Consider the following 19411-nt stretch of genomic DNA (forward strand, 5'->3'; position numbering starts at 1 on the left):
TACAACGAGCTTTGGGCGGCGATATGCGCAAAATGGGCGCCTTTCGCTTCGCAGCATTGGTTGTGCGATTGGCAATGGCGGTTGTCGTTCTGCACGGATTGGAGATTCTGCTGTGGGCGACGTTCTATCGTTGGCGTTGCTTGCCATCGTGGGACTCGGCGATCTACTTCTCCGCGAGTAGTTATTCCACGCTCGGATGCAACGACGTTAGTCTTCCATCGCAGTGGCGCACGCTTGGGCCGCTCGAGAGCATCATCGGCGTGTTGATGTGCGGCATATCGGCGAGTCTTCTATTTGCGATTGTCACTCGGCTCATTAACCGCGAGGAACGACCTTCGCATAAAGAACACGGAGCTGGCGTTTATCTGTTCTCCACGTATGTGCCTCCAGTGGTTGAGGGATGCCGGAAAGGAGATAGCAATGAGTAGTGCAACAACGATCTCCGTTGAAAATGCAAGCGGGACGCTGGAGGTCAACCCATGGCTCATCGGGGTTGTGGTCTCCCTCGCTGCATTCATGGAGGTACTCGACACAAGCATTGCCAATGTTGCACTCCCACACATCGCAGGCAGCATGGGGGCAAGCAATGACGAGAGCACCTGGGTATTGACTAGCTATCTCGTGTCTAACGCCATCGTGCTTCCCATCAGCGGTTTCTTAGTCAGCCTGCTTGGTCGAAAACGTTTTTTCTTGATCTGCATCACCTTCTTCACCGTCAGCTCGTTCCTGTGTGGGTTGGCGCCGAGTCTCGGCCTTCTGCTCCTCTTCCGCGTGCTACAGGGTGCATTTGGAGGCGGACTGCAACCGATGACGCAAGCAATTCTCGCGGATACGTTCCCTCCCGAGAAGCGTGGATTGGCTTTCGCTCTATATGGCGTGACGGCCATCTGTGCCCCTGCAATCGGTCCGACGTTAGGGGGATGGCTCACGGACAACTATTCCTGGCGTTGGATTTTTTATATCAATGTACCCGTAGGAGTTCTGGCAGTCATCCTCGTTTCGCAACTCGTCAAAGATCCGCCCTACTTGGTCCGAAAGAAGGGTCGGGAGGCGAGTTTCGATTTCGTAGGGTTCGGCATCTTAGCCATCGCTGTCGGGGCTTTACAGATCGCTCTCGACAAAGGACAAGAGGACGATTGGTTCGGATCTCATTTCATCACAACGCTGCTGATTATCGCCGCAGTTGGCCTTATCTCGCTGGTGATTTGGGAATGGTTCCACAAAGAGCCCATAGTGGATGTCCATCTGTTCAAACTCTTCAATTTCATGAGCTGCAGCGTTATGTTTTTTGTCGTCGGCATCGTTCTATTCAGCTCGACTGTGCTCCTTCCTCAATTTCTGCAGACCCTTGTGGGCTACACGGCGCAAAAGGCTGGGATGGTGCTCTCGGTCGCCGCCATCTTGCTTCTCATTCTTCTACAGGTCGTCGGCCGTCTCACAACAAGATTCCAGGCTCGGCACATCCTTGCATTTGGCTGGATCACCCTTGCCTTGGGTATGTATGTAACCTGCAAGCGCATCGATCTACTGATTAGCTTTGGTGGCGCCACATGGTTGCGGATCGTGCAGTACTTGCCGGTTGGATTCTTGTTCGTTCCGCTTACGATGGCAGCCTATGTTGGCGTGCCGAAGAACAAGACGAATGCTGCTGCAGGCCTGATGAACTTCATGCGCAATATCGGACAGAGCGTGGGAACTTCAGCTGTGACCACGCTGATCGCGCGGCGAAGTCAATATCATCAATCCGTCCTCGCCGTCTACACGCGTTCACCCCAGTGCAATGTAGCCATTGCAGAGCTGGCAACACACCTGTCCAATGCTGGTTTCGATCTGTACTCCGCCCAACAGGCAGCGCTTGCCAGGATGTACAGCATACTCAACGCGCAGGCCCAAGCCCTCTCTTATATTGATGTCTACTGGTTGCTTGCAGTGACTTCCTCTCTGATGTTTTTGTTGTGCTTCCTGCTGGAGAAAAACAAACCGGGAGCATCGGGCGAGGTCCAAGTGCATTGACGCAGATCTTTATGCGGAGCTAGGCAACAGGTCTCAGTTCTCGTTCTTTGAGGACGCTTCAGAAGCGCTACAGCGCCGATTAGAGATTTTGGGCCGGTAGGTTGATGAAGGAGGAACATGGGAGGCGATAACGTGGAACAGCTGTGGTACGGCTTGTGCCTGATCGAGGCAGTAGTCGCTTTGTTCGTCGTATCCGTCGCGGTCCTGCTCTTTAAGCGATTCTTGCGCTGTATTCCCTGCAATCGCGTTAAGCGGCGTTCGGCGAAACACACGATGGCGCATTCGCTTAGCACTGTGCGGCCAACTCGGAAAGCTGCCGGTCTCGATCCGGGCGACATTGAGAGGCGCGTCGGATGAGCGGTTGTGACCGGCTCTTATGCTTGCCCCGCATTGGGCAAATCGTCTTGAGGGAGAACCTTGAGGTAATTCCATCACTTTGAAATATGGGAGATTTAGCAATGACTCAGAAACAGATTCAAGTCGGAATCGTAGGTGCAAGCGCACAAAAGAGCTGGGCGAACCTATCGCACGTTCCAGCGATCAACGGCCTTTCCGGCCTGAGGCTCGCAGCTGTGGCAACGCGCAACGAGCACAGTGCCCGAAAATCGGCTGAAGCCTTCGGTACTAACCGCTGGTTTTCCGATCCGCTCGCGATGATCAACGATGACAAGATTGATGTCATCACCATTTCCGTAAATGTTCCCGCACATCGCGAACTTGTTTTGGCGGCGCTGGATGCCGGCAAAGCGGTCTACTGCGAAGCGCCTCTCGGACGCACTGTCGCGGAGGCCGAAGAGATGGCCAACGCGGTCGGTTCACTTCATACCGCAATCGGATTGCAGGGCCGTTTAAATCCGGCCGTGCGGCGTGCGGCTGAATTACTTTCTTCCGGAAAGATTGGACGACCGCTCAACGCGAGAATTGTCTCAGCCACCACCGGCTTCGGCCCGGAGATCCATTCTTCCCATGATCTTTTCAATAAAACAGTCTCCGGCGCAAACCTGCTGACCATCACTGCGGGACATACCCTCGATATGATAGAGGCCGTCCTCGGACCAATCATCGAGGTTGACGCCCTGACCGAGACCCTATGGCCTGCCGTCAAACTGACGGACACCGGCGGTCATAGTGTGCGTGAAACTCCCGATCACATCGACGTCCTGGGTAAGACGCGTTCTGGCGCCGTATTCACGGCCGACATCAGTGGTGGGGTCACGCCGGAGGATGCTCGCTTCACCTTCGAAATCAGGGGATCGGAAGGGTGGCTAAGCTTGACCGGGGGGCATCCTTATGGTTTCCAGGCTGGTGACCTCAAGCTGGCGTCGAACATCCAATTCGCGCCGCCGGAAAGGGCCGCGGTCTCCGGTGGGTTCACGGATGCAGCGATCAACGTGGCAGAGGTCTACGCGCATCTTGTCTGCGATCTGCATTCGGATACCTACACCACGCCGGGGTTTGAACACGCACTTCACAACGCTCGTCTCATCGCAGCAGTAAGGCGCGCCGCCGAACGTGGCGAGCGGCAGAAATTACTTGAACAGATGGAGAGCCTCGACGACCCAAGAGTAACGACGTAATGTCTGATACACGAGCAAAGCCGCGCGGGTGTGGATTGGCAGTGAGAAACAAGCTTCACTTCAGCAGGCCGAGCCTCGCGCGTCTTCGTTCTTAATGAGCGATAATCGCCGAGGCACTCATCGAGACCCGGTTTTATACCGGCAAGACGGCTAATAAGATGGTCCGCCGCTTGAGTCACGCGCGGAAGCGGTTGATCGAGGTGCAGCATTTAAGAAGGAGGATCATCGACATGCAGATACACTCGGTTGGCATCGATCTAGGCAAGACGACCTTTCATCTCGTAGCACTCGGCGCCGCCGGCAAGGTGATTGTGCGGAGGAAGTTCACCCGGAACCAACTTCTGGTCTATACCGCGAACTTCCCGGCATCTCTGATCGGGCTCGAGGCCTGTTCCGGAGCTCATTTTTTCGGACGCGCACTACGCAAGCAGGGCCATGATGTCCGGCTTATCCCGGCTCAGTTTGTGAAGCCGTTCGTGAAGTCGAACAAGAATGACTTCATCGACGCAGAGGCGATCGCCGAGGTAGTCGAGCGGAAGAACATGCGCTTTGTCCCGATCAAGACCGATGATCAGCTGGATCTGCAGGGCATCCACCGGGTCCGCCGCTTGATCTCCCGGCGCACGGCGGTGATCAATCAGCTTCGGGCATTTCTGCTCGAGCGCGGGATGGTTTTTGCGCACAGGCCAGCGAATCTCAAGGCTGCCATGGCCGACGTTCTTGAGAACGCAGAGGCTGACCTGACGCCGCAGATGCGGAACCCGATCGACAGCTGTGGGATAAGTGGAAGCTCGTTGAGCAGCAGATCGAGAAGCTCAACCTGGAGCCGGAACGGATCTCGGCTGCGGATGCAGAATGCACGCGGATACGATAGATCCCAGGGATCGGACCAGTAGTAGCCGCAGCCATCGTTGCCGCTATCGGCAACGACGCCGCATTCCGGAAGGGCGAGGACTTCTCTGCATGGCTGGGGATAGTGCCACGCCAGCACTCGACCAGAGGCAGGGAGAAGCCGCTGGGCATCAGCAAGCGTGGGAACGTCTACCTGCGGAAGATCCTGATTCATTGTGCATGAGCTGCCGTGCTGCGGATCAAGCACGACCGAGCACCGATCGGAGCCAGGCTTGATACACTCGACGCCAGAGTTCCCAGGAACGCCGTTGTCGTCGCCATGGCGAACAAGCTCGCGCGGATCGCCTGGACTGTCTGACCCTACGACTTCGTCAGTGCTAGGACGCAGCACGATGGGCGCACCGTGCGCATGCTGAACCTGATCGATGAGTACACCTGGGAGTGCCTGATGATCTGCTGCGATCGAAGCTGGTCGAGTGCCAGAGTGATTGCAGCACTGGCCGACGTGATGGTGATCAAGGGTATTCCGGAGCATCTTCGATCCGACAACGGCCCTGAGTTCGTAGCCTGACACCTACGCAAGTGGCTCAAGACAACTGGAGCCAAAACGCTGTACATCGAACCCGGTTCTGCGTGGGAGAACGGCTACTGCAAAAGCTTCAACTCCAAGCTGAGAGATGGGTTATTGAATGGAGAGATCTTCTACTCGATGAAGAAAATACGGCTGCTGGCTGAACGCTGGAGCATCCACTACAACACCGTCAGGCCGCACCCCTCGCTGGGGTACAGACCCTAGCACTTGCAGCTTGGCTAACGCGAACCAAGGCAGCACACGAAAACGGGATATGGAAAAGTGGCAAGCAAAAACCGCTTCCCACTTTCCCAAACCCCCGACTCGATGGGATAACTCAACAACCTGCTGCGCCACACTAACAATTCCACTGTACAAAACATCGAGCAAGCCATGCAGCGAGCCCTCCTCCGATCCTCCAAATTAGGGGCAAAGCACGTTGCTGCAACTCTGCTATTAGCGAAGAAACCACTCAACCAGTTCTTCCAGAGTCGCTTTGCCCTTCGCTAGACTCACTTCTGATTCTTGACGATCTAGATTCCACGCGTTGTCGACAATCACGCTCCGAAGATCTCGAACACCTACAATCTGTAACCAAAAGTCTAAATAGGTTGCTTGGTGATCGAATCGCGAGGGGGATATAGGGGTACCCTCCAGGAAACGTGAACCGCGTGTATAGACGACGATTGCCTTTTCCACGTTCAAGAGAGGGCTGTACCGTTTGCCGTCGTAGGCAAACAGATAGTTTCGCTGCGCTACGAGATCAATCAAGTGTTTGAGCTTATAAGGCAGGCCAAAGTTCCACATTGGAGTTCCTAAAACGATTCGATCTGCGTTCTGAAAGCGGTGGATCAACGATTGAATACGCTCCCATATGTTGGACTCCGCCTCAGTCATCGTTTCGTGCTTCACTGCTTTGTACTTCGCTCCAATTGCCTCGTAGTCAAACTCCGGTAGCCGCTCATGCCAGACGTTCAACGTATCCACGACTATCGAGGCATTGTCGGATTTACACGCCTCAATGAATGATTTGGTGAGGGTGATCGAGTCCGAAGACTCGCCTCTTGGTGACGACTGAATTTCGAGAAGTTTCACTTGATCCCTCCGGGGGTGGAGACTTATTGCAGGGTTGGAGCTACTTGGAGACTGCATGGGCTGCTTCTTCGATCACTGCAGCAACTTCCTTCGGATGCGAGACGTAGACCGAGTGGCTGGCGCCCGCGACTTCGACCATGTGGCTATGAGCTCGCTTGGCATACCATCGCTCGAGGTCAGGGTTGATGGTTCTGTCTGCTCCCGCTACCAGCATCCAGCTTGGCTTGCTTCGCCACGCAGCCGTCGTGATGACTGCCTTGAAATTCGCCGCAGCGTTGAGTACCTGCGATCGCGCCATGAAGGCGGCCTGCTCCACAGAGAGATCGGCCGCAAAGTACTCATGGAATTGCGCGGGATCGAGGTACGTGAAACCATCTGCGGTTGTCTTTATTGCACCAGACTTGCTGAGGTCGCTCGGGAAGCGCTTGCCGTCGTCCGCTTCGTTCTCGCCAGCGTCGGGCATGTGCGCTGCAACGTATACCAATCCAACAGCCGATGGATCGTTTCCAGCTTCCGTGATTACGGCTCCCCCATAGCTATGCGCGACAAGGATGCTCGGTCCGTCTTGCCGTGCAAGTGTACTTTTTACGGCACTTACATCGTCCTGGAAGGACGTCTCCGGCTCTTGGACGATGCTGACGTCGAAGCCATCTTTGACAAGAATGTCGTAAACGCCCTTCCAGCCAGAACCATCTGCCCAGGCGCCGTGAACCAGAACAATATTTTGAACGCGATGCGTTTGGTTCTGCGCTGACAGCACAACGCAGGTCAACAGCGATAGAACGATGCAGAGGGACCGAGAGATTCCTCGTACTGCTCGCACAGGCTTCATCGAATTGCTCATTAGTGCTCCTTTTTGCTTTGTAACACTTTGGTCTGATCGTTGGGGATAGTTTGCAGAGAACTCAGAGCGTCGGATACACGATTTGGACCCACTGCTCGCTGTTAATGATGCCATTGCCCCATATGGGGTCGAGATCAGCAAATGGCTCTTCCGCGACAGCCTCCTGGATGGATTTTCCCGCGGACTTCAATTTATGAACACGATCGCGTGAAGTGACCAGCATGTCTCGAAATTTCGTGAGGTCCGCTTTGTTACCAAGCGGACCGTGTCCCGCAACAATCTTGGTGTCGTTACCGACCAACGATAGGATCTTGTCGGATGCAGCGATCATGCCAGTGATTTTGCCGCCCGTACTGGGGTCGATGTAGGGATACATCCAGTTGAAAACAGGTCACCCATCTGAATCAAATTGGCCTTTTCAAAATGAACGTAAACGTCCGTGTCTGTATGCGCGGGAGCAACGTGTTGCAGCGCCAGAGTTTCCCCATTAACTTGCAGCTTGTAATTGGTGGCGAAGGTTTGCTGCGGTAAGGCTTCGACCGGCGAAGGGTCGAAATGCAAGCCGACGAGCGCGCCATCTGGTCCTCGATATAAGACCGGCAGATCGTGTGGCTCTGACATGCGCCTTTTTGTGTTTTCGTGCGCGAGAATCGTGGCTCCGGCGGCGTGAAGAGGCGCGTTGTTGTCGATGTGGTCGAAGTGCCAGTGGGTGTTAATGACGCACTTCACTGGCGCGTTGCCCAGGCCATCTAGAGCCTCATTGAGTCTCGACCATGCAGGCGCAACAAAGGTGTCCACGACGAATTTTCCGTCGGGGCCGTTGAGGACTACCACGCTTCCCCCTGGGCCGGAGAACATTGTGACATCTGCACCAAGCCTTTGTGTTTTGAGGGGAGCCGCGTTGAACTTCGCGCGCATACTCGCGAGCAGGTCTGCGGGAGAAGGCGTTTGTTGCCCGTAGCCCGACGCGGAAGCGCGGAACAACGGCGAGGGAAAGAAGTGCGCCAGGAGAGCGCTGCCAGCCAAAGTGACTGAACCTCGCAACATTTCGCGGCGTGGGGCTCGCTTTCGTAAAGGAATAAAGTTCATGTTCTTTGGGACCTTCCTTTCGTGCAATAGGCTGATTCTTCGTTGCACACCGGTAAGATAGTTTCGCCCTCAAATTAGTTACATTGGTTGTTCTGTTGTCTGTGATGAGTTTTGCAAATAAGATAGCGAGATGGAACTTCGTCAAATTCGGTCGTTTCTCTCTATCACTGAGACTCTGCACTTCGGTCGTACTGCGGAGTTGATTCATCTCAGTCAACCAGCCTTGAGCCTTCAGATACGAGCTCTTGAGGAGGAAGTCGGCGTTCGGCTCCTCGAGCGGAACCGACGCAAAACAACGCTCACCGCGGCTGGCTTGGCTTTTCGCGATGATGCCGCTGTGGCACTGTCGCAATTGGAGCAAGGGGTTCGCAGGGCGAGACTGACTGCCAATGGGAAACTGGGACGTTTGCGAATTGGCTTCATATCAACTGCTGGAAGGGAGATTGTGCCCGATATCGTTCGTCAGTTTAGAGAGTTGAATCCCGAAGTAGAGTTCTCTTTGCGCAATATTCTCACGGCGGAGCAGATACGGATGCTCGACGCCGGGGCGCTTGATATTGGATTTCTTCGTCTACCAATTGGTGAGCACCCGGCCCTCGATGTTGTCACAGTGCATCGCGAACCCTTCGTGCTCGTCGTACCTTCGTCCCATAAGCTAGCAGAAAGCAAAACGGTGCGCCTGCGCGAATTGGCTGGTCAGGACTTCGTGGGGTATGAGCGTGCCTATGCCCCTGGCTTTCACGATTTGATCTTCGGGATACTTCGCGAAGCTGGGATTGCACCCAATGTTTCCCAGTCCGCTGCGGAGATCCCAACGCTGATCTCACTCGTCGCTTCAGGCATGGGTGTCTCCATTCTGCCCATATCGGCCGTCAAACATAGTGTCGCTTCGGTAGTCGCTTGTAAGATTTTAGACCGGATACCGATGTCTGAAATTGGTATCGCTGTCAGTAAACGATTTCGAGCGGCAGTCGTAGACAACTTCAGATCCTTCGCTCTAAAAAAGTTAGGTCTTTCGAGAAACGCTTTGCATGCCAACCGAAGTTGACTTTAGTGCAGAGTACTTTGGGTAAAGTTTCTTTTGGTGCAGCTGAGAATTTGAGAATCGGTGGTGACTCCATTGCGGGCCCTCCGCTCTCTGCATGAGAGCATAGTGGTTCGAGCAGTCACTCCTCGCTGGATTGAATCCGCCCCTTAAGTCATTGAGAATCCTGCCGCCGCAAAGCAGCAACCTTCCGCTACAACGATCACGAACTTATCGTCTGACCGATTCTCCGGATCTTGCCCTGAAGCCATGCGTACGCGGCGTCGGTGTTCGCTCTGGGATGCCAGATCATCAGATATTTGAAACAGGTCAGCTCACCAGGCACCTTCAGAACTTTGATTTTTCGATTTTCTGCCTCGACTCTTGCGAATTGTTGCGGTGCGAATCTCGATCGATGAGTATGATTTCAGCCGCCATTCCTGACTTCATCAGTGCAAAATGCCGTTGTGGAACCCACAAAGCCGGTACCCACGATCGCGATACGAGGAAGTCTCAGTTAAAGTGATGGATGTGTCGAAATGTTCTGTACAGGAGACTCAATCTCAGGAAACGTCATAAATCCAATATTCTCCTCATGCCGTCGATCAATCTTCGGCGAGTTGCAAGTTCTTCTTCAGCGCAGGAGGCAGAAGATCCCTGCAATCGATCACGTGATTACGACTGAATTTCGAGAAGTGTCATCTGGTCTTTTCAGCTGGGGACTCCTTGCGAAATCCGAGCTATTAGGGGACCGCGTGTGCCACGCTCTCAACTACATCCAGATCGCTGAGCACATGATTCGGGGCCATTAATATTCCGGCGAGTCCAACAACAGTCACCGCCGCGACATAGTGCGCCGGCACCATCCGGTTAAAATGTACCAGCCATGACACCAACAGTGGTGTCAATCCACCGAACAGCGCATAGGCGAGGTTGTAGGAGAATGAAACCCCGCTGAACCGTATCGAAGCAGGAAAAGCGCGAATCATCATGATGGGTGTGAGGACAGATCCGCCAGCGCCGACTCCGGCCAACGCATAGAGTGGCAGAAACGCGAAAGGCATAGTCGCGGCACCGCAATATAATCCATAGGTTGAAGCGATCAGGAGAAGCAGGACCGGTATAGCAACACGGCGAATACCGAATCGATCTGTAGCAGCGCCGATAGCCACCGTAGAGACGCATAGTGTTGCAGTAGCAACGAGATTCGCTATTTGTATTTGGGCGGCTGCGATCCCAAATAACTTTGGTACAAGCGAAGGCGTCATCAAAATTACAACTACGATGCTGGCGGTAAGCATCCAGGTGCTGAGAATTGAGGTCGCAACCGCTCGACCATGATTCTTGAGAACCGCGCCCAGAGGCAGCTCGCGAGAGAGTGTTGCACGTTTCCGCATCTCCTCAAAGACCGGAGTCTCTTTTAACCAGCGGCGCAGCCACATTGCGATGAATCCAAATACCCCGCCTATCAGAAATGGAATTCTCCAGGCGCCAGCGGCTATCTCGGTCTGGCTGAATACTTGGTTGAGACAAATCGTCACCAATGACCCCAGGAGGATGCCGAAGCTCAAGCCGCTGGTAAGCAAGCCGATCGCGAAACCAACTCGTCCGCGTCTCGCGTGCTCTGCAACGAACACCCAGGCTCCTGGCGCCTCTCCACCGATGGCCACGCCCTGCAAGATCCGCATCGACAGGAGCAGCAAAGGCGCGACCAGTCCGATCGATTGATAGGTTGGGAGAAGTCCAATAAGAAGAGTAGGAACAGCCATAAGCAGAACGCTGAGCGTAAACATGCGCTTACGACCACAAGTATCGCCAAAATGCGCCATTACGATGCCGCCTAGAGGTCTCGCGAGATAACCAGCGGCGAAGATACCAAACGTCTGAGCCTGGCGAACCCAATCGGGTAGACTCGTAGCGAAGAACAACTTTCCAATTACGTTAGCGAAGAATACAAAAATGACGAAGTCGTAGAATTCCAACGCGCCCCCGATCGACGCGAGCGATAGGATGCGAACTTCCGAAATTGATAGTTCTCGGGATGTCGGCACGGTCATGGTCTGCATGAAAGCCTTTCCGGTCTTGCGGCACGATTGCAAGCTCGACATATGTGCTGAGCCTGGTTGCGTCAACAATCAAATAGAGTAGGATTTGAGCGACAGGTAGCGGCGCTGTGTTTCGAACGGAGCGTCCTATACCAGCGATCGGTCAAGATGGAAGCTCCACGCCTGTGACACCCGTACAGAGGGCCAGTAGGCGATCCTTCGGCGCCATGAAAAAGCTTGGTGAGACCGGCTGCATCTTCAACGCTGGCGATTCCTATATCACAGCCTTGAGCGGATCGGGAATACCCCTTCTCGGCATCCCGGACCACGACCCGCACCTTGTGTCTCTGTGCCAGAAAACTGCGGGCCACTGCTCCGTCTACCTTGCTTGTCACTTCAGTAGTTGAAAAACATGATCAACTCTCCTCAAAAATATTGCTGACCTGCAGATCTGATGTCGAATTCGATTGCAGCGATTCGAGCACGAATGGAATATTACAAATGACGAAATGCATGAATCGGAATTTCGATGAGCGGGTCTTGAACGGGTTGAGCATCCTTGCTGCGATTGTGCAGTGCGGCAGTTTTGCCGGAGCAGGCAAAGGGTTGAATACGTCGCAGTCCGGTATAATCCGGTCGCTTGCATCAAGCAGGGTTGCATAATGCGGATCAGGACTGCGCATTGTTTTCCTTTCCGTGTTTTGGCTGAATTTTGAGAACTTCAGCGCACAGTAGTAGTTGAGCTTTCGCCGGGCAGGCATAGCGACAGGGCGCATCCCAGAACGAGGAGTGCCACATTCATCGCCATTGAATTGCTGAAAGCGCGAGCGTAAGCCTGAAAGCCCGTTCGCGCGCTGAGAGAGGTGTAAAAAAAACCGCCAACGATGGCAATTCCGAGAGCAGAACCTATCTGAAGAGTTGTCATTACCATGCCGGCGGCCAATCCCGCGTGACGCTCGTCGATATCTCCGATGACTGCCTTGATGATGCCTGGCATGACAATGCCATAGCCGATCCCCGCACACGCGAGTCCTTCTTCGATGCCTCGAAACTGGTACCGAACACAGACCGCAACGATGCCGAAGCCAATCACTTGCAGGGCGAACCCGGCCGGAAGCGCATAGGCCTTAAGCCTGCGGGTAGTGTGAGAGGATGCGACGGAGCTAAAGAAGAAACTGACCGCAAAGGGCAGCATCGCTAGTCCGGCTTGGAATGGAGTGTTGTGCAGTCCTACCTGGAGATAGAGAGAGAAGGTTAGATAGAACGCTGACAACATGTAGAAAACCAATCCCATTAGGATGCCCAGGCTGAATCGACGGTTCCGAAATAGGGCAAACTCTACCAGTGGATCGAGACCTTTTGCTGACAGGCGTATCTCATATCGGATGAACCCGAGGAGTGCAATAACGCAGAGGCATATCATCCCTATCATCCATCTCGGCCAGCTAAGTTCGCGTCCTTCGATTAACGGATAAATAAGGCAGCCAAGTGCCACGGATAGCAGAATGACGCCGATGAAATCCAGTTTTCTTGCATGTATAGACCGGCTTTCTTTGACAAAAAATACGGCTCCTACGAATGCCACAATGCCGATGGGGATATTGATGAAGAAAATAGATTGCCATGCGAATCCGAAGGGGTGCGCGAATACAAGGAATCCGCCCAATAGCTGACCGCATATGTTCGCTAGCCCGAACGTTGCTCCGTATAACGCCAAGGCTTGCGTTTGTTCAGGACCGGGAAACAAAATGCGAATAGATGCCAGGACCTGCGGTGCCATGACCGTAGCCATGAGAGCCTGCAAAATACGCCCCAGAATCAATACCGTGGGAGAAGTCGCGAATCCACACAGAAGAGAGGCTACGGAAAATCCTGCCACGCCAATCAGAAACATTCGTTTGCGTCCGAGCAGGTCGCCAAGACGCCCTCCGCTGATGAGCATGACTGCATAAGTCGCGGCGTATGCGGAGATGACAAACTGCACTTGCGCCGAGGTGGCCCCAAGGCTTTGGCGGATGGATGGTAAGGCGAGATTGACGATGGTGAAATCCAAAATCGGAAGGAACGCGCCTGTCAGCAATACCGCAAGGGCCAGCCATCGTGTTGGTTCAACAGTGGTGCCTGGCAGTTCGATTGTCGCGGTGTGTAGTTTTTGTATCGATGAACTCATCTGTCCTCAGGCGTCTGGAATGTTTAGTCGGCGACCACGGTGCCAGACTCCAAATGCTTGACTTCGAATCTATCTAGGATTAACAATAATGTACAGATATGGATCAATATATCAGCCATAACGAAAATGGATGATGATGAGCGCTCTTGATGTAGATTCCGTGCACGCATTTGTTCTGGTGGCCGATCTCTGTTCTTTCACGAAAGCCGCATCGGCCCTTAATACTTCACAGGCCGCGATCAGCGTCAAGATCAAACGCTTGGAAGACAGGCTGGGCTATCGACTCCTGGATCGAACGCCGAGAAACGTTCGGCTATCAACTCAGGGAATGACCTTCCTCAAACCAGCCAGAAACCTCATCACTGCGCATGAGAGGGCGGTTGCCGGTTTATCGGCGGATGTCCGACGTATTGCAATAGGGATCAGCGACTAGATAGCAGGCCCAGGATTGCCGACCTTGCTGCAAAGGCTGAGTGCTTTTGATCCCGGTCTTATCATCGAGGTTCACATTAACTCGTCCGCTAGCCTCATGGAGTCCTTCGATAAAGAGGCGCTCGATGCGGCTATCGTCAGGCGAGAGGATGATCGGCGTGATGGCGAGCTATTAGTTCAGGAACGATTTGGTTGGTTTGCCTCTCCTGAGTGGGAGCTAATCCCCGGCCAGCCCCTACGGCTTGCATCGATAGCAAAATCCTGCGGAGTACGCACTGTTGCTACGAAGTTGCTCGACAAAGCCGGTATTCCCTGGAGAGAAGTTTTCATTGGAGGGGGTATGGCAGCCATCGGGGCAGCGGTTTCTGCAGGTTTGGCAGTCGCACCATTGGCAAATAGCATCGCTCCGGTTGGAACTTTCGACGTCGGGAATCGCTATGGGCTTCCCCGTCTTCCTGATTCGGATGTAATTCTGCATTCGACAGTTACTGATCCAGTCTCTCAAGAGGCGCTTAAGATGCTGGCTGCTGCTTTTCGGAGCAGGTATGCAAGTGTGACTACCGGAGGAACAAGAAAACATCGTCCGCCCATCGATTCTCTTAAGAGGGGCTAGGCATGCTTGGACGAGAGTGCCACATTGGTGTTGAGGAACCGAGCCACCAGACTTCGTGTCTCATATCAGATTGACTTCACTGGACCATTTGAAGTTCTTTCACGCATGCCGGATACAACAGTCCACATCGTGGAAAAATAACTCGCACCTATTCGCGATGTGCAAGGGCTTCGGTTTACGCCGGATACGTGTCCATTATCAAAGTGGCAGATGATAATCTCCTTTATCATTCACGACTTGGGTGGACATGCTGCAACAAGTTTCTGGATCACTTGCTCGAGATCGCGACTACTCGTTCACTTGGAAAGCTGACCTCTATCGTGACAGTTCAGCGCCCTGAGGAGCCTTTGGCAACCCCAATGGACCCACGACCTCTGCTTTCAGCGAAGACGTTGCTGCGTCTCGATGGCATCTGCCGTAATAACACGTTCGCCAAATGCAGAAATTTCAGCGTGATCTCAAGTCGTGGCAGATTTACTGCTTAGGCAAGAGGTCTCCGTTGATCATCAAAGTGACTGAATTTAGCAGAGTCCGACCACGCTACCTTCAATTCAATTTTCAACTCAGAGTAGACGGCTTGCATTCTGTGTAGGGCCTCAATAGCATCCCCGAAAGAAAAACTCTCCCTGCGGCGTCTCGCGTACCCTGCACCAAAACTCAGCTGAAAAGCCCTCCACAATATCCGAAGTCCGGCGTTACTGGTCATAATCCCGCTGACACCCAGGTTTAGGGATAGGGGCTTTCACGTCTCGGCATGTCCGGTTATGGTTTTCTCCGCTTCTTGAGGGCCACGTCAAGAAATGAACGGAGAACCGGATTCTCGTGCTGGGGAGCCCAGGCAATCACGAGGTCAATGGATGCCATGCGGTCGGCGAGCGGAACGAGCACCAGTTCATTGCCACGCAGCACGACCGACCCTTGCGGCAATAAGGCGACGCCCTCTCCTGCTTCGACGAGCGCGATCATCCCAGTCGACGCCGTAGAAGTAGCTGCGATCCGCGGAGAAAAACCCGCTTCCCCACAGAGAGAGATTACTTTGTCAAAGGTGACCGGCGAATGATTGCGGTCATTCAGAATGAATGGTTCGTGGACGAGCTCGCGTATAAAAATGCTGCGCTTCTTTGCCAGAGGATGACTCTTGAGCATCAAGGCATTGAGTGGCTCCGATTGAAAAAGTTCAAAACGTAAACTTTGGACATCTGACGGTTGGATCGGCCGAGTGAACGCGATATCGATCGTCCCAGCCTGCAGGGCCTTGTGATGCATAACAGGTGTCATCTCCACCAGGGAAACTTGCACGTCCGGAAAGCGGCGCTTGAATTCTTTGATAATGGCCGGGAAATATGTCCCGGCAGCGAATACCCCAAAGCCGATAGTCAGAGTCCCGATTTCACCGCGAAGAGATCGCTGCATATTTGCGACAGCACCGTCGGCGGCGACCAGCACAGTCTTGGCATCCTTGAGAAAGAGTTCGCCGTGGTAAGTAAGACGGATCTGCCGTTTGGCTCGATCAAAAAGCGATACTCCAAGCTCCTCCTCGAGATCGTGAATCTGTCCGCTGATGGCGGACTGAGCCACATGGAGAAGACGCGCCGCCCGCGCAAAGCCTCCATTCTCGGCAACGACTTTGAAGTAGCGTAGATGCCTGAGTTCCATACGGAAGAGTATATCTAATTCCTTCTATCTGTTTTGTAGATAGTTATGTTCGGAACAATGTACGAGTCCTCTATTTTTCAATCGAATCGAAAGATTACAACGACGTGTTCTCCGGCGGATCGCTAGAGCCGGAAGCGGAAAGGCACTCCAACCGTGTGGATTGTTAAACTAGCTCTGGATCGGCCATACACCTTCATCATCCTGGCGTTGCTCATCCTGATCATGAGTCCGGTCATGATCATGAGAACGCCGACCGACATCTTCCCCAACATCAACATCCCCGTTATAGCTGTTGCCTGGCAGTACACCGGCTTGAATCCGGAAGAAGTGGAAGGACGGCTCACGACTCCATTCGAGAAGGTAGCCACGACGCTCGTAGACAACATTGAGCACATGGAGTCGACAACCTACAACGGCCAATCGGTGGTCAAGATCTTCCTGCAGCCGGGTGCGAGCCTCGACACCGCTAACGCGCAAGTTACCGCCGTCTCACAATTTGAGTTGCGCCAACTCCCGCCGGGCACTCTGCCACCAGAGATCATCAATTTCAGTGCAGGCAGCGTCCCCATTCTTCAACTTGGTGTTTCCGGTAAAGGTTTGAACGAGCAGCAATTAGCCGATCTGAGTACAAACGCAGTTCGCCCCCAGCTGATCACTGTGCCGGGCTCCGTGCTGCCGTCTCCCTATGGAGGCCAGAGCCCGCAGATCACTGTAAACATGGACCAGAACAGGATGCAGTCGAAAGGCGTTTCGCCGGGCGACCTGATAGCGGCTATGAACGATGAGAACGTGGTAGCGCCTGCTGGAACAGCGAAGGTGGGCGCTGAGGAATACGACGTCCGCACCAACGCCGCACCTCATACCATCGACGAGCTCGGCATGATGCCGATCAAGAAGGTCGATGGCGCGGTCGTCTATATACGGGACGTGGCAACCGTCAGCAATGGCGCGGCATTTCAGACCAACATTGTACGGCAGGATGGTCGCCGCGGAGTGCTGATCAGCGTTCTCAAAGCCGGAAATGCATCGACTTTGAGCGTCGTAAAAGGCATACGCGATTTGCTTCCCCGCGTAGCGCAAATCGTTCCACCCAACCTCAAGATCACGCCATTAAGCGACCAGAGCGTATTTGTACGCGGGGCAGTCTCCGGTGTAATTCGAGAAGCTGTGATTGCTGCAGCACTTACTGCCCTGATGATTCTGCTGTTCTTGGGCAGTTGGCGATCCACTGTCATCATCGCTATCTCGATCCCGCTCTCCATTCTTAGTTCCGTGATCATCCTCGGCATGCTTGGAGAGACGATCAACACGATGACCCTCGGCGGACTCGCCCTGGCTGTCGGCATCCTGGTCGATGACGCCACCGTGACGATCGAGAACATTGAGAGATTCCTGGAAGATGGTTATGAGCTGCACGAGGCCATCCTCGAAGGCGCCGCGCAGATTGCTGTGCCGGCGCTCGTCTCCACCCTCTGCATCTGCATCGTCTTCCTGCCCATGTTCTTCCTTCAGGGCGTCTCCCGCTATCTTTTCGCGCCGCTGGCCGAGGCAGTCATGTTCGCGATGATCGCCTCCTACATTCTGTCGCGTACACTCGTGCCGACGCTCGCTATGTACCTGCTCCGGGCTAAGCAGCATGGTGCAAGCAGAAATCCCCTGGTTCATTTCCAGCGTGGTTTCGAGAACGGGTTTGAGCGGGTGCGCTCCGTGTATCAGGTGCTGCTTACGAGGCTCGTCCTTTCCCGCAAGGTCTTTGTTCCAGCATTCCTCTGTGCCTGCCTCTGTGCTTTCCTGCTGGTGCCGTTCCTCGGTCAGGACTTCTTCCCCGATACAGACTCCGGCGAATTCATCCTGCACGTTCGTGCAAAAACAGGGACCCGTATCGAAGAGACCGCGCGTTTAGCCGATCAGGTCGAAGCCTCGATCCGGAGCAAGATTCCGGGTAAGGAACTCAACAACATCCTCGACAATCTTGGCCTCCCCTACAGCCCGTACAACACGATGCACAGCACATCCGGCCTCGTCGGCGCGGAGGATGGTGACATCATGGTCAGCTTGAATGAGAAGCATCACCCTACAGCGGACTATGTGCGAGAGCTGCGCAGAGACCTCCCACGAGAGTTTCCCGGAACGCATTTTTACTTTCTCCCGGCAGATATCACGACACAGACTTTGAACTTCGGCCTGCCAGCTCCCATCGACATTCAATTTCAGAGCGATGACGTCGAAGCGAGCACTCTGCAAGCGACTTCGATGCTCGCAGAACTGCGGCAAGTGCCGGGTCTGGCCGATCTTCGCATTCAGCAGCCGATGGATTATCCGACGCTCGACGTGAGTATGGATCGGACCAAAGCGGAGCAGGGCGGGTATACGGCCCGCGACGTGTCGCAGAGCATGCTGAACACTCTAAGCGGCAGCTTTCAGATCACGCCGATGTTCTTTCTCAACTACAAGAACGGAGTGACATACAACCTTGTCGCGCAGACTCCGCAGTACCACATGGATAGCCTTCAGGATCTCCAGAACATTCCGATCAATTCATCAATCGCAGCGCCCCGCGCAACCCCGGAAGTGCTTGGAGATCTGGCGTCGATTCACCGCGGCCATGAGATGGCCATCGTGTCTCACTACAATATCCGCCGCGTAATCGACATCTATGGCGCAGTTCAGGACCGTGATCTAGGCGCCGTTGCGAAGGATGTGGAAACCATCGTTCACCGGCACGAGAAGGCTCTGCCGCGCGGCATGTTCCTCTCTTTGCGCGGCCAGGTTCAAACCATGCGAAGTTCCTATGCATGGCTGCTCGGCGGCCTGTGCTTCGCCATCGTCCTCGTTTACATGCTCATCGTCGTGAATTTCCAGTCGTGGCTGGATCCCTTCATCATCATTACCGCACTTCCGGCGGCATTGGCCGGCATCGTCATCTTTCTCTTCCTCACGCACACGACACTTAGCGTTCCGGCGCTGATGGGCGCGATCATGTGCATGGGCGTGGCCACTGCGAACAGCATCCTTGTTGTGTCGTTCGCCAAGCTCCGTTTAGCAAAACACGGCGATGCTGTGCTCGCGGCCATCGAAGCAGGCGCAACACGTTTTCGTCCTGTTTGCATGACAGCGCTCGCCATGATCATCGGCATGATCCCGATGGCTCTGGGGCTCGGCGACGGTGGTGAGCAGAATGCTCCCCTGGGACGCGCCGTGATTGGCGGCCTGCTCTGCGCAACCGTGGCAACACTTATCTTCGTGCCGTCGGTCTTCGGCCTGCTTCATGGTGCAGGAAGGAATCCGGCCGACCCTAAGCAGCGCGAACAAGCTCAACAACCGCAGCACGCGTAGAGATCGCCACGGTCAGCTCACAAGCGGTGAATGACATTGTTGGAAGTAACGTACAGGGAGTACAAGTCGATGCAACAACAAGACGAAGTTAAGG

General features: G+C 54.2%; 14 protein-coding genes and 2 pseudogenes. 9 read left to right on the forward strand and 7 right to left on the reverse strand.

From position 1 onward, the window contains the following. From OHL23_RS22010 to OHL23_RS22035, 5 genes and pseudogenes are all read left to right on the forward strand, one after another. Positions 1–428: potassium channel family protein (locus tag OHL23_RS22010; RefSeq protein WP_263354145.1), on the forward strand; the 428-nt coding region annotated here is incomplete at its 5' end. Beyond that, positions 421–2013 (forward strand): DHA2 family efflux MFS transporter permease subunit, encoded by a 1593-nt coding sequence (locus OHL23_RS22015; protein ID WP_263354147.1) that lies wholly within the window; start codon positions 421–423, stop codon positions 2011–2013. The genes OHL23_RS22010 and OHL23_RS22015, both read left to right, overlap by 8 nt. A gap of 458 nt (positions 2014–2471) precedes the next feature. Then, positions 2472–3590, forward strand: a complete 1119-nt coding sequence (locus OHL23_RS22020; protein ID WP_263354149.1) for a Gfo/Idh/MocA family protein — start codon at positions 2472–2474, stop codon at positions 3588–3590. A gap of 230 nt (positions 3591–3820) precedes the next feature. Next, positions 3821–4800: pseudogene (locus OHL23_RS22025) on the forward strand (IS110 family transposase). Between the two features lie 3 nt (positions 4801–4803). Further along, positions 4804–5375: pseudogene (locus OHL23_RS22035) on the forward strand (integrase core domain-containing protein); the annotation flags it as partial. 94 nt (positions 5376–5469) lie between these two features. Here OHL23_RS22035 and OHL23_RS22040 read toward each other — a convergent pair. From OHL23_RS22040 to OHL23_RS22055, 4 genes are all read right to left on the reverse strand, one after another. Next, on the reverse strand, positions 5470–6108 hold the full coding sequence (locus OHL23_RS22040; protein WP_263354152.1) for an FMN-dependent NADH-azoreductase: 639 nt from the start codon (positions 6106–6108) through the stop codon (positions 5470–5472). 40 nt (positions 6109–6148) lie between these two features. Further along, on the reverse strand, positions 6149–6952 hold the full coding sequence (locus tag OHL23_RS22045; RefSeq protein WP_263354153.1) for an alpha/beta hydrolase: 804 nt from the start codon (positions 6950–6952) through the stop codon (positions 6149–6151). Between the two features lie 61 nt (positions 6953–7013). Then, positions 7014–7283, reverse strand: coding sequence for a hypothetical protein (locus OHL23_RS22050; RefSeq protein WP_263354154.1), 270 nt, complete (start codon positions 7281–7283; stop codon positions 7014–7016). Continuing rightward, positions 7280–8041: an MBL fold metallo-hydrolase gene (locus OHL23_RS22055; protein ID WP_263354155.1), complete on the reverse strand. Its 762-nt coding sequence runs from the start codon at positions 8039–8041 to the stop codon at positions 7280–7282. Before OHL23_RS22055 ends, OHL23_RS22050 begins: the two co-directional genes overlap by 4 nt. 130 nt (positions 8042–8171) lie before the next feature. On the opposite strand from OHL23_RS22055, the gene OHL23_RS22060 reads away from it, so the two are divergent. Continuing rightward, on the forward strand, positions 8172–9089 hold the full coding sequence (locus OHL23_RS22060; RefSeq protein ID WP_263354156.1) for a LysR family transcriptional regulator: 918 nt from the start codon (positions 8172–8174) through the stop codon (positions 9087–9089). A 719-nt stretch (positions 9090–9808) separates the two neighbouring features. Here OHL23_RS22060 and OHL23_RS22065 read toward each other — a convergent pair. Together OHL23_RS22065 and OHL23_RS22070 are read right to left on the reverse strand one after the other, a co-directional pair. Continuing rightward, positions 9809–11131: an MFS transporter gene (locus tag OHL23_RS22065; protein ID WP_263354157.1), complete on the reverse strand. Its 1323-nt coding sequence runs from the start codon at positions 11129–11131 to the stop codon at positions 9809–9811. Between the two features lie 700 nt (positions 11132–11831). Beyond that, on the reverse strand, positions 11832–13280 hold the full coding sequence (locus OHL23_RS22070) for an MFS transporter (RefSeq protein WP_263354158.1): 1449 nt from the start codon (positions 13278–13280) through the stop codon (positions 11832–11834). A gap of 130 nt (positions 13281–13410) precedes the next feature. Between OHL23_RS22070 and OHL23_RS22075 the strand changes: the two genes are divergently transcribed. Continuing rightward, positions 13411–13713, forward strand: a complete 303-nt coding sequence (locus tag OHL23_RS22075) for a LysR family transcriptional regulator (RefSeq protein WP_263354159.1) — start codon at positions 13411–13413, stop codon at positions 13711–13713. A 24-nt stretch (positions 13714–13737) separates the two neighbouring features. Continuing rightward, a complete protein-coding gene (locus tag OHL23_RS28990; protein ID WP_396127402.1) occupies positions 13738–14325 on the forward strand; it encodes a LysR substrate-binding domain-containing protein in 588 nt (195 codons plus the stop codon). A gap of 762 nt (positions 14326–15087) precedes the next feature. Here OHL23_RS28990 and OHL23_RS22080 read toward each other — a convergent pair. Further along, positions 15088–15981: a LysR family transcriptional regulator gene (locus OHL23_RS22080; RefSeq protein WP_263354160.1), complete on the reverse strand. Its 894-nt coding sequence runs from the start codon at positions 15979–15981 to the stop codon at positions 15088–15090. A 153-nt stretch (positions 15982–16134) separates the two neighbouring features. Between OHL23_RS22080 and OHL23_RS22085 the strand changes: the two genes are divergently transcribed. Continuing rightward, positions 16135–19317: an efflux RND transporter permease subunit gene (locus OHL23_RS22085; protein ID WP_263354161.1), complete on the forward strand. Its 3183-nt coding sequence runs from the start codon at positions 16135–16137 to the stop codon at positions 19315–19317. The last annotated feature ends 94 nt before the right edge of the window (positions 19318–19411 follow it).

The sequence above is a fragment of the Acidicapsa acidisoli genome, from assembly GCF_025685625.1.
GTDB classification, from domain to species: Bacteria; Acidobacteriota; Terriglobia; order Terriglobales; family Acidobacteriaceae; genus Acidicapsa; species Acidicapsa acidisoli.